This is a genomic window from Ruminococcus sp. CAG:330, assembly GCF_000437175.1.
GTDB lineage: Bacteria > Bacillota > Clostridia > Oscillospirales > Ruminococcaceae > Ruminococcus_C.
On record NZ_FR898048.1, the window covers coordinates 54344 to 67687 of the forward strand.

A 13344-nucleotide genomic window follows, 5' to 3' on the forward strand; every position below is an offset into this window, starting at 1 on the left:
CTTAGAAATGCAGATAATGTCCCATTTTGAACTGCTTGGTCTTGAGATACCGCAGATTCTCCGGCTTTTCCGGAATGTCGATGGGAACACGCTCCGCAACGGTCAGTCCGTACTCATCCAGCTCTGCGATCTTTTCCGGGTTGTTGGTCATGAGCCGCAGCGAGGTCACGCCCAGATGCTTCAGGATCTGCGCACCTACGCTGTAGTCCCGCAGATCCGGCGCAAAGCCCAGCCTGATGTTTGCCTCTACAGTGTCCAGACCATCTTCCTGTAGCTTATACGCCCGAATCTTGTTCAGCAGACCGATGCCACGTCCTTCCTGCCGCAGGTAGACCAGAACGCCGCGTCCCTCTGCGTGGATCATGTCCAGCGCACGGCTCAGCTGCTCGCCGCAGTCACACCGGTAGGAGCCGAACACATCGCCGGTCAGGCACTCCGAGTGTACCCGGCACAATACCGGCTTGCCGTCTGCCACATCGCCCATGACCAGTGCCACATGCTCGTCGCCGTTGATGGTGTTGCGGAATCCGAACATCTGGAAGTGTCCGTGGACGGTGGGCAGCTCTGCCCGTGCCACTTCCTCCACGAAATTGTCGTGGTTCCGGCGGTAGCGCTGAAGCTCCTGAATGGTGATAAAGGACAGTCCATGCTGTTTCGCAAAGTTCGCCAGCTTTTCGCCACGCATCATGGTGCCATCGTCGTCCATGATCTCGCAGCAGAGTCCCACCTGTGTCAGACCAGCCAGACGCAGCAGGTCAACAGTCGCCTCAGTGTGGCCATTCCGCTCCAGAACACCGCCGGGCTTTGCCTCCAGCGGGAACATGTGTCCCGGGCGGCGGAAGTCGCCGGGATGCGCTGCCGGATCGGCTGCCATACGAGCCGTCAGACCACGTTCTACGGCGGAGATGCCGGTGGTGGTGTCGATGTGGTCGATGGAAACGGTGAACGCCGTTTCATGGTTGTCTGTGTTGTGGGAAACCATCTGCGTCAGTCCCAGCCGGATGATGTTGTCGTGGCTCATGGGCATGCAGATCAGTCCCTTGGCAGCACTCGCCATGAGATTGACGTTCTCCGTGGTGGCAAACTGTCCGGCACAGATGAGGTCGCCCTCGTTTTCCCGATCCGGATCGTCCGTCACCAGAATGCACTTGCCGTTGCGCAGATCCTGCAGCGCCTCTTCGATGGTGTTATATTCAATTGCCATAGAAATGATCTCCTTCGTTGGATAGTTTGTCCCGCACCTGCATGAGGGTGTAGCCCAGCAGGTTCTGCCCCCGCCATTTTTCCGGCGAAAAACGGTTTTCGTCTGTCATGGACAGTCCGATGCCCCAGATTCTGTCGTGTACCGCACACTCTGCCAGCAGATGGGGTGCTGTTGCCAGCAGTTTCTGGAGAAGCGGCTGGTTTTGCCGGAATTTTTCCAGCAGTCCCTCGTAGACGATCTGCTGCCGGACGGCACTCCACTGGGAGTCCACGTAGTTCCGGACGCTCCGCCCCAGCGCTTTGACCTTGCCTGGGTCGTCGGTTTGCAGAATCTGCTGTGCGGTTTCCATATCTTGAAATTGCAGGGCTTTCCGGTACATCATGTACTGTTCCATGTGGGCAAAGGAAACGCCGTCTTTCTCGAACGGTGAGGGGTACCAGTTGCCCAGATAGCCGTTTTCCTCATCCGGATTGTGAAAGCAAATGACGTGCTTCATCAATATCACTCCTTTTGATCGCTTAACAGAATCCGTTCTGCTGCAGCAGTTCCATGGTGACACCGCCTGTTCTCGGCTGCATCAGCTTCTCTACATACTTTCCGATGATGTCGGTTTCCAGATTGACCATCTCTCCGGGACGGTGGCGCAGCAGGGTGGTCTCCTCGCCGGTGTGGGGAATCAGGCTCACTGTGAAATCCGTGTGGGAAACCTTTGCCACTGTCAGGCTGATGCCGTCAATGGCAATGGAACCCTTTTCCACCACGTAGCGGAGCAGCTCCGGCGCAGCACTGACGGTTACCAGTACGGCATTGCCCTCCGGCTGCATGGCACGGATCTTTCCCGTGCCGTCAATGTGTCCGGCGACAATGTGTCCGCCGAATCTGCCGTCTGCTGCCATGGCACGTTCCAGATTCACTCTTGAACCGGGTTTCAGCTGTCCCAGATTGCTCCGCCGCAGCGTTTCCGGCATGACATCCGCTGTGAAGTGGTCGCTGCCCATGCGAATTACTGTCAGGCAGACGCCGTTCACGGCAATGCTGTCGCCGATCTGTGTGCCCTCCAGCACCTTTGCGGCGGACAGTTCCAGTTCGCACCGGTTGGGGGACTGGTTCAGCCGCCGCACAGTTCCCATTTCTTCTACGATTCCGGTAAACATCTTAGAATTGCTCCTTTCTGGTATATTCCAGAAGCAGATCCTGTCCCAGACGGGTAATGGTGGGTTCGGACAGGAGAATTGCCTCGTCCGGCGTGGCGATGCCCATACCGCCGATGGGGGACAGCCCGTCTCCGCCGAACAGCTTCGGGGCAACGTAGACCTGCACCAGATCGCAGCACTTTTCCTGCAGTGCAGCGGCATGAATGGACGCACCGCCCTCAATGAGCACGCTGTCCAGTCCACGCTGTCCCAGCTGTTCCAGACAGTTCCGCAGGGAGATGTGTCTGCCGTGCAGCTCCTCTCTGGGAATCTGGAACGCTCCGTGCTGCAGGAACATCTCGTCCAGCTCTTCTCTGGGCAGCAGCTTCGCCTCTAATACGGTGACACCGGCTGCTTCCAGCGCTGCCTTTTTGTCCGGATCCGGATTGTAGCAAAAGACGATAACCGGAACTTCCCTGGCGGTCTGCACCAGCTGGCTTTCCATGGGGATTCGCAGACGGGTGTCCAGTACCACCCGCACCGGCTGGGATGGATTCTCACAGCGGCAGGTGAGCATGGGGTCATCTGCCAGCACCGTGCCGATGCCCACACAGATGGCTGCCACACGCTTTCTGGTCTGCTGCACATGGGCACGGGCAGCCTCGCCGGTGACCCATTTGGATGCACCGCCGGCACAGGCGATCTTGCCGTCCGCCGTCATGGCATATTTCAAAATGGTGTAGGGCATTTTTGTGGTGATGTACCGGAAAAAGATGGAGTTCAACTGGTCGCACTGTTCCCGCAGAAAATCCGGAATGACCTCGATGCCATGTTCCCGCAGGAATGCGATGCCCTTGCCGGATACCAGCGGATTGGGATCACGGGAACCGATGTACACCCGGCGAATGCCGCTCTCCGCCAGCGCCTCTGTGCAGGGAGGCTGCTTGCCGTGGTGGCAGCAAGGCTCCAGCGTGACGTAAATGGTGGCGCCGGCCGGATCTTCTGTGCAGTGCTTCAGGGCGTTTCGCTCCGCATGCAGGTCGCCGTACCGGGCGTGCCATCCCTCACCGATGATGCGGCTGTCTTTGACAATGACGGCACCCACCAGGGGATTGGGGTTGGTGAAGCCCGTGCCGCGCTTTGCCAGCTGAATGGCACGTTCCATATAAAAAGAATGCTCCGTCATGAAAACACCTCCAAAAAGTAAAATGGCCCTGTCATGCAGACGCACAACAGGGCAGCTCGCACAGCCATCCGCACAGGACGGCCGGCTGTTATTTTTGTATGGGGAAAACACGTAAATCTTGTTTTGCGTGGCTTCTCTCATCCGGACTTTACCGTCGGTTTCGGAATTTCACCGAATCAGCCAGCGTTTCCGCTGGCTCGCAGACTGCGGCATAAACGCCGTTCACTGCCGGTTCTGAATTGCACAGTACCCTGAAGCTGTTTTTAGTATAGCATGCTTCCGGAGGATTGTCAAGTGGCTTTTGACGGGAAAACGCAAGTTTATTGAGCCGCCGGAAAAAGGGATTCTCTACAGAATGAGAATCCCTTAGAAAAATGGGAAAATTCAATTCACAGGGAATTCATCAAATACGGATTCTCCTATGTTATAATAATGTGGAGTTCGAATTTCACGAAAGGAGCGCTTGATGATGACAGAAGCAGAGATCCGAAAAACGATTGCCGGAAACATTGCAAAGTACCGGAAACAAATGGGCATGACGCAGATCGACCTCTCCGAAAAAATCAACTATTCGGATAAGAGCATATCCAAGTGGGAACGGGGCGACGGGATTCCGGATGTGCCGACGCTGGTTCAGCTGGCGGAGATTTTTGGCATTTCTGTGGACAGCTTGACATCGTTTTCCGAACTACAGCCGGAAGAATCGGATACTCCAAAAAGCAACGCAAAATCGGCGAATTCTACGGAGCGTAGAGTGGATTGGAAGCATTTTTTCATCACTCTACTGTCCGTAGCAGGGGTGTGGTTTGCCGCATTTCTCCTAATCTGCCTGTTTCAATATCTTGCGCCGCACATAGCAGACCAGTGGGATGGCAGGATTCTCTGCTACGCACTCACAGGGATGTTTGTGGTGCTTCTGGTGTTCGCCAGTCTTTGGTGGCCGCGGGCGTGGATTTTTCTTTCGATTACCGGCATCATCTGGAGCGGAGCACTTGCCGTTTTTGTGACGTTCCACGTCATTTCCGGTGCAGCGGTAGTATTTGCGCTGGCTGGCGTGCTGGAGCTTCCGGTGGCGCTGTGCTATTTTTGGCGCTGCGCAGCGGTGCGCCAATGGCTGATTCCGTACCCGTTTCCGGAAAAAAAGACAAAAAATGAACAATGATAAAACGCTTCAGCAGCACTGTGCATTCCGCAGTGCTGCTTTTTTGTGCGATTCTCCAAAGTGTAGAGCGGATTCTCGTGGGAATAGGTGGATTCTCTTCCAGAAAAGGGGTATACTAGATGGTGCAACAACACGAAAGCGAGGAATCCCATATGAACATCACACCGAACATCGGCATCCGCATCTGCGGAACTGGCAGCAGTGTCCCTGCCAAAACCGTGACAAATGACGATATGGCAACTATCGTGGAGACCAGCGATGAATGGATCTCCACACGCACCGGCATCCGGAAACGGCACTTTGCCGACGGCGAAACGAACCTCTCGCTGGGGGCAGAGGCAGCGGAACGGGCGCTGGAGATGGCAGGCATCTCCAGAGAGGAGATCGGCGCTGTCATTTGCGCCACCATCACGCCGGATCACATTGTCCCCTCACAAGCCTGCCTGCTGCAAAAGAAGCTGGGACTGCCGGAACAGATTCTCGCCTTCGACATCTGTGCCGCCTGCACGGGATTCCTGTATTCTCTCCATACCGCCCGCAGCCTACTCTGCACCATGCCGGAGAAAAAGTATGCGCTGGTGGTGGCGAGCGAATTGCTGAGCCGTGTCACCAATTTCGCCGACCGGAACACCTGCGTGCTGTTCGGTGACGGTGCCGGTGCAGCTGTCATTGCGCTGGACGAGAACAGCCGCTATGCCTTTGACTGCGGGGCACAGGGGGATACGGAGGTGCTGTACTGCCCCAAGAGCTACCCCAACACCAATCCCTTTGCAGAGAGCCAGTCGGAACAGCCGGTACAGCAGGTGCACATGGAGGGAAGAGCCGTCTATAGCTTTGCAGTGCACGCACTGTCCGGCTGCATCTCCCGTGTGTCCGAGGCAGCGGGCGGTTTCCCGCAGCATTACGTCTGCCATCAGGCAAACGCCCGTATTCTGCAGGCAGCTGCCAAGCAGCTGGGCGAGCCAATGGACAAGTTCTTTTTGGACATCGCCGATTACGGCAACACCTCGGCGGCATCTATCGCCATTGCACTGGATGACTGCGTGCGCAGCGGCGGAATTCAGCGGGGAGAGAGCCTGATCCTCGCCGGATTTGGCGGCGGACTCAGCTACGGCGCAGCGTATCTCACATTTTAAAGGGGAGGGATTGCCGGATGGAAACCAAGGAAAACACAATTTGTCTGGAATCGCATCGGATCGACAGTGTGCGGCAGCACGAGGCAGCAGCGCTGCGGGAGATGACACAGATGGTGATGGCGGCGGAGAACGGCGGCACGACCGAGGGACTGGAACGGGCGGTCACACAGCTGGAACAGTTTTTGCAGCAGGTGCGCCGGAATTGCCTGATGGATGAGAAACAACGTGCGCTGGAGAAGTTTCAGCAGGAGTTCGAACACGGCTACACATGGAACAGCGGATTTTTCCGGAACGTCCAGCGGTTTGGCAGCCGGACGGCGCTGACGGATCTGGAGAGCGGCAGAAGCTGGAACTATGCGCAGCTGAACGCAGAGGCAAACCGGTTTGCTCACGGGCTGCTCTGCGCCGGACTCCGCAAGGGTGACGTAGTCATGGTGCAGCTGCACAACTGTCCGGAATTTGTGTTCGCCTATCTGGCGTGCCATAAGACGGGGCTGGTTTTCTGTCCGGTGAACTTCCGCCTGTCCGCCAGGGAGATTGCCGACTGCATGGACAACAGCCGGCCGAAGGTCTATCTCATGGAACCGGAGGAGCAGACGGAGGTGGAGCTTGCCCTGACTCATACTGCCCACGCACCGCAGCTGGTGCTGACGACTGCGCCGGCAGGCAGCCGCACCACCTATGTCGCCTTTGCTGCGGAGAATTCCGCAGAAGAGCCGGCAGTGCCGTGGGAGCTGTCCGCCTATGACGAAACGCTGCGTCTGTTCACCTCCGGCACAACAGGCAAACAGAAGAGCGTCTGCCTCACCAGCATCAACGAGGTGCTGTCGGCACACGATGTGATGATGCACTTCCCCTTTGCCTTTTCCGATGTGTCCATGAATACCACGCCGTGGTTTCACCGTGGCGGTCTGCACTCCGGCGGGATCACCCCCACGCTGTACGCCGGCGGAACGGTGGTCATCCAGCGGAAGTTTCAGGCGGCGCAGACGCTGGATGCTGTGGAGCAGCACGGTCTGACGTTCCTCATCGGCGTTCCCAACGTGCTGGAGCTGCTGGCGGAGGAACAGCAGAAGCACCCCAGAGATCTGCACAGCCTGCACGGCATCGTCACCATGGGGAGTCCGCTGGACCGTGCGGACTGCATCCGCTATCAGCAGATTCTGACTCCGAAGATCTTCAACGGATACGGCACCACGGAAACGTTTTGGAACACGTTCCTCCGGCCGGATGATCTGCCGCAGATGGCTGGCAGCGCCGGACGTGCCTGCGCCGATGACGATGTGCGTGTGGTTCGGCTGTACGAGAACCGCACTGCAAAGCCCGATGACCTTGCAGCGCAGGACGGCAGCGAGGTGGGCGAGATCATTATCCGCACGGATGCCAAATCGGCTGGCTTTTACTTCAACAATCTGGAGGAGACCCGGCGGAGATTTCACGACGGCTTTTTCTACACCAATGATCTGGGCATCTGGGACGAGAACCGCTATTTTCGCATTGTGGGACGCAAGGATGATATGATCATCTCCGGCGGAGAAAATATCTATCCCGTAGAAGTGGAAGAAGTGTTAAATCTGCATCCGGCTGTGGCGGACTGTCTGGTCACTGCTGTGCCGGACAGCAAGCGGGGAGAGATTGTGACGGCATATGTCGTGCCGGCGGACAAGTCCCTGACAGCGCAGGAGCTGGAGCAGTACTGCAAGGCGAGTCCCCTGCTCGCCAACTATAAGCGCCCCCATTACTATCGCTTTGTTCCGGAGCTGATCCGGAATGTCACGGGAAAGAAAATGCACTGCATCATGAAGCAGCTGGCAGAGCTGGACTGCCGGGAGGGCAGACTGATTCGTGTTTGAACACGCCCTGCCTGCAATCCATTATCAAAGCACCGCATTCCGCAGTTGGAAAACGGTGCTTTTTTCGGCTCGAAATTTGTCTGAAATTGCGGAGAATCCAATATTTTCAGTTGCATTTTTTTGTGAGATATGTTATAATAAAAACCAAATAGACTTTTCGGAAAGGAGCTTTTATGAAGAAGATCACCATTATTACCGGACACTATGGCTCCGGAAAAACGAATCTGGCGGTGAATCTGGCGCTGCGTCTGGCAGATGCCGGCGAAAAGGTCACCATTGTCGATTTCGATATCGTCAACCCCTATTTCCGAACGGCGGATTTTGCGGAGCTGTTTCAGAAACACGGCGTGACGCTGGCAGCGTCCATGTATGCCAACACCAGTCTGGACATTCCGGCGATCTCCTTTGATATGGAGCGCATGGCATATGAGCCGGGTTATCTGATCGTGGATGTGGGCGGTGACGATGCCGGCGCCATTGGTCTGGGTCGGTACGCCGAGGGATTTTCCGCCTATGTGCCGGAGCAGCTGGATATGTGGTACGTCATCAACCGCTACCGCTATCTGACGGAGCGTCCGGAGGAAACGCTGGAGCTGATGTACGAGATCGAGGCGGTTTCCCGCATGCGCCACACCGGTATTGTGAACAATTCCAATCTGGGCAGGGAGACCACCGCAGATACCATTCGGCAGGCGCTGTCCTACGCCGAGGAAACAGCAGCACAGGCGAAACTACCGCTGGTGTATACCACCTACCGGAACGATCTTGAACTTTCGCTGCCCAACGGCTTGCCGGTGGATGTCTTTGTAAAACCCGTTTGGGAAGAATAGCACAGAAAGGGGTGAGTCAGATGGAAAAGATGCAAGTGCAGTTTGAACGCTGCAAGGGATGCGGGCTGTGTGTCACAGTCTGTCCCAAGAAAATTGTTGCACTCCAAAAGGAAAAGCGGAACGAAAAGGGTTACTTTACTGCCGCATGTACCGATGAGGATGCATGCATCAGCTGTGCAATGTGTGCAATGATTTGTCCGGATTGCGCAATTACCATTCAGAAATAGAAAGAAGGTTTTTTCAGTGGAAAGAAGTCTGATGAAGGGCAATGAGGCACTGGCAGAGGCTGCCATCCGTGCAGGCTGTAAGTGCTTCTTTGGTTACCCGATCACACCGCAGACCGAGCTGTCTGCGTATATGGCAAAGCGCATGGAGAAATCCGGCGGTGTCTTTTTGCAGGCAGAATCGGAGATCGCAGCAGTCAACATGGTACTGGGCGCAGCCTCTACCGGTGTCCGTGCCATGACATCCTCCTCCTCGCCCGGCGTTTCTCTGAAGGCAGAGGGCATTTCCTACATGGCAGGTTCCGATCTGCCGGCGCTGATCATCAACGTACAGCGTGGCGGCCCCGGTCTGGGTTCGATCCAGCCGGCGCAGTCGGATTACTACCAGGCAACCCACGCCATGGGTCACGGTGATTTTCACATTCTGGTATACGCACCATGTTCCGTACAGGAGATGGTGGATACCGTCATGCTGGCATTTGACAAGGCGGACGAGTACCGGATTCCGGCAATGATTCTGGCAGACGGTCTGCTGGGACAGATGATGGAGCCGGTGACATTTCCGGAGCCACGCACCACACTGCCGGACAAGTCCGACTGGGCTGCCAACGGCCACGGCAACAAGCGGGAACACCACATCATCAACTCCCTGTATCTGGATGCCCCGCTGCTGGAGGCAAAGGTGCGGGAGCGGTTCCAGCGCTATGCTGTCATCGAGGAAAAGGAGACCGATGCAGAGCTGTACTGCTGTGAGGATGCGGAGATCGTTGTCACCGCATACGGCGCTTCCGCACGTGTTTCCAAGTCTGCGGTCACCGCAGCAAGACGCAAGGGCATCAAGGCAGGACTGTTCCGTCCCAAGACGCTGTGGCCGTTCCCGAAGAAGGAGCTGTGTGAGGCAACCAGGCACGCCACACAGATTCTGGACGTGGAGATGTCCATGGGTCAGATGATCGATGACGTTCGTCTGGCAACAGAGTGCCGTCTTCCGGTTGCATTCTTTGGCAGAACCGGCGGCGTGATCCCGACTCCGGCAGAGGTACTGGCGGAGATCGAAAAACTGGCAGGAGGTGCAGAATAATGGCTGTTGTATTTGATCATCCGAAGTCGCTGCTGGATGTGCCGACGCACTTTTGTCCGGGATGCGGCCACGGAATTGTACACCGTCTGGTCTGCGAGGTCATTGACGAGATGGGTATTGAGGGCGAGACCATCGGCGTTGTTCCGGTAGGATGTTCCGTTATGTCCTATAACTATTTTGGCTGCGATGTCATCGAGGCACCCCACGGCAGAGCACCGGCAGTTGCCACTGGTGTCAAGAGAACCAATCCGGATAAGATGGTCTTCTCCTATCAGGGCGACGGCGACCTGGCTGCTATTGGTACCGCAGAGACTGTACACGTCGGAACTCGTGGCGAGAACATCGTCATCATCTTTATCAACAACACCACCTACGGCATGACTGGCGGTCAGATGGCACCGACCACCCTGCCGGGACAGGTGACCCAGACCACACCGTTCGGCAGAAACGTGGAAACTGCCGGCTATCCCATCCGCATCTGCGAGATGATGGCAACCCTGAGCGGTACGGCGCTGGCACAGCGTGTGGCAATCGACAGCGTTCCCCACATCCGTGAGGCAAAGAAAGCGATCCGCAAGGCATTCCAGAACGAAAAGGAAAAGCGCGGTCTGTCCATCATTGAGGTGCTCTCCACATGTCCCACCAACTGGGGACTTTCTCCCGTAGAGGCGATGGGCTTTGTCAAGGACAAGATGATCCCGTACTATCCGCTGGGAGTTTATAAAGACGTTACAGCAGAGGAGGCAGAGGCATGACAACCGAAATTATTCTGGCTGGATTTGGCGGACAGGGCATCCTGTTTGCCGGAAAGATTCTGGCATATTGTGCGCTCATGGACAACCGTGAGATCTCCTGGCTGCCCTCTTATGGTCCGGAAATGCGTGGCGGTACGGCGAACTGCTCCGTCTGCATCTCCGACGAGCCGATTGGCTCTCCGGTGGTTACCAATCCGGACTGCCTGATCGCAATGAACGGCCCGTCCTACAAGAAGTTCATTCAGGCAGTGAAGCCGAATGGTCTGGTGCTGCTGGACAACTCCATTGTGGATGAGGTTTGCGAGCGGAAGGATATCACTGAGATTTCTCTTCCGGCGACCGATCTGGCAACAAATGCAGGCCTGAACGGCGCAGCCAACATGGTGCTGCTGGGCAGAATGCTGGCAGAGACCAAGATGTTCTCCCTGGAAACCGTACAGAAAGCCATGGAAAAGTGCATCCCGCCGAAGCGTGCGCACCTCATCGCTGCCAACATGAAAGCGATCGAACTGGGCATGGCGCAGAAGTAAGCGAGATTCCATAAAAATCATGGAAGAAAGGTTCTTAGGGCAACACCGCACAAAGATTGTGCGACAGATGCGTCGTCAAATTTTTCGTCAGATGAAACAAAAAGCGGAGTGAATACTTGATGTATTCACGAGCATTTTTGTGAAATATGACGGGAAATTTGCAAGCAGATGGCGTGCAAAGTCACCAGACGCTCTTTGTGCGGTATTGCCTTAGACAAAGAAACAGCTGCAATTCCTCTGGGAGTTGCAGCTGTTTTTATTGGAATACGAAAAAGATGGCGTTATACCTTTTCCCAGTCCGCCTCACGGCCGGCAGCGGAGAGGGAGTAGTACGACAGAATGCGGAACGCATCGTCCAGCGTTACCTCGCCGTCCTCGTCGGTGTCTGCTGCCAGAAATGCAGCGTCCTTCAGGGGCATCTCCTTGCCGGCGGATATGGCGGAATAGGCGGAGAGGGCGAGGAATGCGTCGTTGATGTCCACCGTGCCGTCCTCGTTGACATCGCCCTTGAGGTAGGGCACCGCATCTGCCTCCAGCGTCAGCCGGTAATTCAGCCCGCAGTAGTCCAGCAGCGGACGGTCTACCTTTACATAATAGATTCCGGCGGGAACCAGCAGGGCAGCAGTATCGGTGCTGGCATCGCCGATGAGGATGCTGACTGTCTGCACGGGTGTGGATTCGGCACTGCCGGTTTCTTTGTCGCAGCGATAGAGGGAGACACGCCACGGCTTCTGTGTGGTGTTGGTCAGATTGTCGGGAATATCATGCTGAAAGTGCATTGTGAGCTTGCTGTAAGTGTCGGTGAGGTCGGTGCAGTAGTAGTCCGCATCGTCGGTATTTTCCAGCAGCGCTGTACAGGCAGTTCCTACAGCAATGGGGGATGCCGTGTCGAAGCTGCCATTGGATTCGATCTCGTAGGCGGTGGGAGCGCTCCAGTTGCTCTGCCTTTCCGCCTGCACGGTGAGAATATAGGGCTTGTCGGAGTGATACATGCCGATGTCGTTTTCGGAGACGGCGCAGTAATATGTTCCGGCAGCGTATCCGAATACCGGCGTTTCGAATGTGGTGCCCGTTACTTTCCACGTGGTGATCTGGTTTTTCTCCGTATCGTAGAGTGTGATGTCCCAGCGCTTGTCGGCATCGTCTGCCTCGTGGGTGAAGTGCAGGGAGAATGCCGATGCCTCCTCCAGCGTGAACTGGTAGCAGTCCGCATCACCGCTGCTGTGGAGCAGACCGGTGCAGGACGTGTTCAGCGCAATCTCGTTGGGTGTTTCGAGGGTGTTGTTCGGCTCTGCCTCATAGACCGGATCGCCGGATGCCTGAAAATCCGCCCGAAGCTGGTAGACATTTCCGGAATAGTCGATGGTAGAGCCACGGGTCAGCCGGCAGAAATACGTGCCTGTGCGCAGTCCGATCGTCTGGGCAGTGAAGCCGTCCTCGGAGGAGGGAATTGTCCATGTCTGGATGGCGTTCTGCGCCTCGTCCAGCAGGGTGAGATCCCAGCTCTCATAGTTGTTTCCCTTTTCGAATGTCATGCCAAGGGTGACTGCACCCGCCTCTGATACGGTAAGACGGTAATAGTCGATGTCGCTCTCATTGTACAGACGACCGGTGTATGCCTGCCCCAGCGGGAGCGGAGTTGCCGTGTCGGCGGTGTTGTTGTCCTCCAGCTCCGTAGCGGGAACCTCTTCCAGCTGGGTGTAGGGGGTGAGATTCAGCGTCAGGCTGTAATCCGCGGCGGCAAATGCACTGGTGTTGGAAATCGCACAGTAGTAGATACCCTTGCCCCATCCGGATTCCGGCGTGTTGAGAATCGGGGTGCTGTTCCGGAATATGCCCAGCGATTCGCCGTCCTCGTTGAACAGCTGGATTTCCAGCCGGTCGCCGGAATTTCCTGCGGCAAGGGTGAGATTCCAGAGGGAGTCCTCCGTCACCTGGAATTTGTAGTAGTCGACACTCAGGAAATTGTCTGTGCCGAGGGTGATTTCTCCCACGCTGTCCGAGACGGCGGTTCCGGCGGAGATCTCCGCTGCCGTTGCGAATGTGTGGTTTTCGAGGGTATCCTCCGCAGCGGCGTGGAATGCCGGAAGTGCGGAGAGCGAGAGCGCAGCAGCAGTCAGAACAGCAGCCGCACGGTGATAACGAATGGATTTCATGTTGACTCCTTTCTATGAGAGGCGTGAATTTCCTCCGCTTTCAGTATAGCATGGCTGCATGAAGGAATCAGGTAGATGGCGTTAAATGTAGGGA

The 13344-nt window shown here is 56.3% G+C and carries 13 protein-coding genes and 1 riboswitch; of the genes, 8 read left to right on the plus strand and 5 right to left on the minus strand.

Going from position 1 to position 13344, the window contains the following annotated elements; genetic code table 11:
• Window position 1 precedes the first annotated feature (1 nt).
• From QZL66_RS05910 to ribD, 4 genes are read right to left on the minus strand one after another with little or no spacing between them, the layout of a single operon-like run.
• The gene (locus tag QZL66_RS05910; RefSeq protein ID WP_022410811.1) at window positions 2-1204 is read right to left on the minus strand and encodes a bifunctional 3,4-dihydroxy-2-butanone-4-phosphate synthase/GTP cyclohydrolase II; all 1203 of its coding nucleotides are present in this window, start codon (window positions 1202-1204) and stop codon (window positions 2-4) included.
• Window positions 1194-1700: an NADAR family protein gene (locus tag QZL66_RS05915; protein ID WP_022410812.1), complete on the minus strand. Its 507-nt coding sequence runs from the start codon at window positions 1698-1700 to the stop codon at window positions 1194-1196. The genes QZL66_RS05910 and QZL66_RS05915 overlap by 11 nt, the downstream gene beginning before the upstream one ends.
• Before the next feature lie 22 nt (window positions 1701-1722).
• A complete protein-coding gene (locus QZL66_RS05920) occupies window positions 1723-2358 on the minus strand; it encodes a riboflavin synthase (protein WP_022410813.1) in 636 nt (211 codons plus the stop codon).
• Window position 2359: 1 nt separating this feature from the next.
• On the minus strand, window positions 2360-3523 hold the full coding sequence (ribD, locus tag QZL66_RS05925) for a bifunctional diaminohydroxyphosphoribosylaminopyrimidine deaminase/5-amino-6-(5-phosphoribosylamino)uracil reductase RibD (protein WP_022410814.1): 1164 nt from the start codon (window positions 3521-3523) through the stop codon (window positions 2360-2362).
• 125 nt (window positions 3524-3648) lie between these two features.
• A riboswitch (FMN riboswitch) is annotated at window positions 3649-3786 on the minus strand.
• Between the two features lie 203 nt (window positions 3787-3989).
• On the opposite strand from ribD, the gene QZL66_RS05930 reads away from it, so the two are divergent.
• The 8 genes from QZL66_RS05930 (at window position 3990) to QZL66_RS05965 (ending at window position 11094) form a co-directional block, all read left to right on the plus strand.
• On the plus strand, window positions 3990-4685 hold the full coding sequence (locus QZL66_RS05930) for a helix-turn-helix domain-containing protein (protein ID WP_293601897.1): 696 nt from the start codon (window positions 3990-3992) through the stop codon (window positions 4683-4685).
• 119 nt (window positions 4686-4804) lie between these two features.
• Window positions 4805-5821 (plus strand): beta-ketoacyl-ACP synthase III, encoded by a 1017-nt coding sequence (locus QZL66_RS05935; RefSeq protein WP_293601898.1) that lies wholly within the window; start codon window positions 4805-4807, stop codon window positions 5819-5821.
• Between the two features lie 17 nt (window positions 5822-5838).
• The gene (locus QZL66_RS05940; RefSeq protein WP_022410817.1) at window positions 5839-7674 is read left to right on the plus strand and encodes a class I adenylate-forming enzyme family protein; all 1836 of its coding nucleotides are present in this window, start codon (window positions 5839-5841) and stop codon (window positions 7672-7674) included.
• 173 nt (window positions 7675-7847) lie between these two features.
• Window positions 7848-8504 (plus strand): P-loop NTPase, encoded by a 657-nt coding sequence (locus QZL66_RS05945; protein WP_022410818.1) that lies wholly within the window; start codon window positions 7848-7850, stop codon window positions 8502-8504.
• 20 nt (window positions 8505-8524) lie between these two features.
• Entirely contained in the window at window positions 8525-8731 is a 207-nt protein-coding gene (locus QZL66_RS05950; protein ID WP_022410819.1) for a 4Fe-4S dicluster domain-containing protein, read from the plus strand.
• A 31-nt stretch (window positions 8732-8762) separates the two neighbouring features.
• Entirely contained in the window at window positions 8763-9809 is a 1047-nt protein-coding gene (locus QZL66_RS05955) for a 3-methyl-2-oxobutanoate dehydrogenase subunit VorB (RefSeq protein ID WP_022410820.1), read from the plus strand.
• Entirely contained in the window at window positions 9809-10564 is a 756-nt protein-coding gene (locus QZL66_RS05960; protein WP_022410821.1) for a thiamine pyrophosphate-dependent enzyme, read from the plus strand. The genes QZL66_RS05955 and QZL66_RS05960 overlap by 1 nt, the downstream gene beginning before the upstream one ends.
• Window positions 10561-11094: a 2-oxoacid:acceptor oxidoreductase family protein gene (locus tag QZL66_RS05965; RefSeq protein ID WP_022410822.1), complete on the plus strand. Its 534-nt coding sequence runs from the start codon at window positions 10561-10563 to the stop codon at window positions 11092-11094. The genes QZL66_RS05960 and QZL66_RS05965 overlap by 4 nt, the downstream gene beginning before the upstream one ends.
• 281 nt (window positions 11095-11375) lie before the next feature.
• Here the strand turns inward: QZL66_RS05965 and QZL66_RS05970 are convergent, their stop codons facing one another.
• Complete coding sequence (locus QZL66_RS05970; protein ID WP_022410823.1) at window positions 11376-13250, minus strand: hypothetical protein; 1875 nt, start codon at window positions 13248-13250, stop codon at window positions 11376-11378.
• Between the last annotated feature and the right edge of the window lie 94 nt (window positions 13251-13344).

Excerpts from the sequence above, each read along its gene's own strand:
- QZL66_RS05970 (WP_022410823.1), bottom strand. The coding sequence starts at position 13,250 with ATGAAATCCATTCGTTATCACCGTGCGGCTGCTGTTCTGACTGCTGCT.
- ribD (WP_022410814.1), bottom strand. The coding sequence starts at position 3,523 with ATGACGGAGCATTCTTTTTATATGGAACGTGCCATTCAGCTGGCAAAG.
- QZL66_RS05950 (WP_022410819.1), top strand. The coding sequence starts at position 8,525 with ATGGAAAAGATGCAAGTGCAGTTTGAACGCTGCAAGGGATGCGGGCTG.
- QZL66_RS05960 (WP_022410821.1), top strand. The coding sequence starts at position 9,809 with ATGGCTGTTGTATTTGATCATCCGAAGTCGCTGCTGGATGTGCCGACG.
- QZL66_RS05965 (WP_022410822.1), top strand. The coding sequence starts at position 10,561 with ATGACAACCGAAATTATTCTGGCTGGATTTGGCGGACAGGGCATCCTG.
- QZL66_RS05945 (WP_022410818.1), top strand. The coding sequence starts at position 7,848 with ATGAAGAAGATCACCATTATTACCGGACACTATGGCTCCGGAAAAACG.
- QZL66_RS05955 (WP_022410820.1), top strand. The coding sequence starts at position 8,763 with ATGAAGGGCAATGAGGCACTGGCAGAGGCTGCCATCCGTGCAGGCTGT.
- QZL66_RS05940 (WP_022410817.1), top strand. The coding sequence starts at position 5,839 with ATGGAAACCAAGGAAAACACAATTTGTCTGGAATCGCATCGGATCGAC.
- QZL66_RS05920 (WP_022410813.1), bottom strand. The coding sequence starts at position 2,358 with ATGTTTACCGGAATCGTAGAAGAAATGGGAACTGTGCGGCGGCTGAAC.
- QZL66_RS05935 (WP_293601898.1), top strand. The coding sequence starts at position 4,805 with ATGGTGCAACAACACGAAAGCGAGGAATCCCATATGAACATCACACCG.
- QZL66_RS05910 (WP_022410811.1), bottom strand. The coding sequence starts at position 1,204 with ATGGCAATTGAATATAACACCATCGAAGAGGCGCTGCAGGATCTGCGC.
- QZL66_RS05930 (WP_293601897.1), top strand. The coding sequence starts at position 3,990 with ATGATGACAGAAGCAGAGATCCGAAAAACGATTGCCGGAAACATTGCA.
- QZL66_RS05915 (WP_022410812.1), bottom strand. The coding sequence starts at position 1,700 with ATGAAGCACGTCATTTGCTTTCACAATCCGGATGAGGAAAACGGCTAT.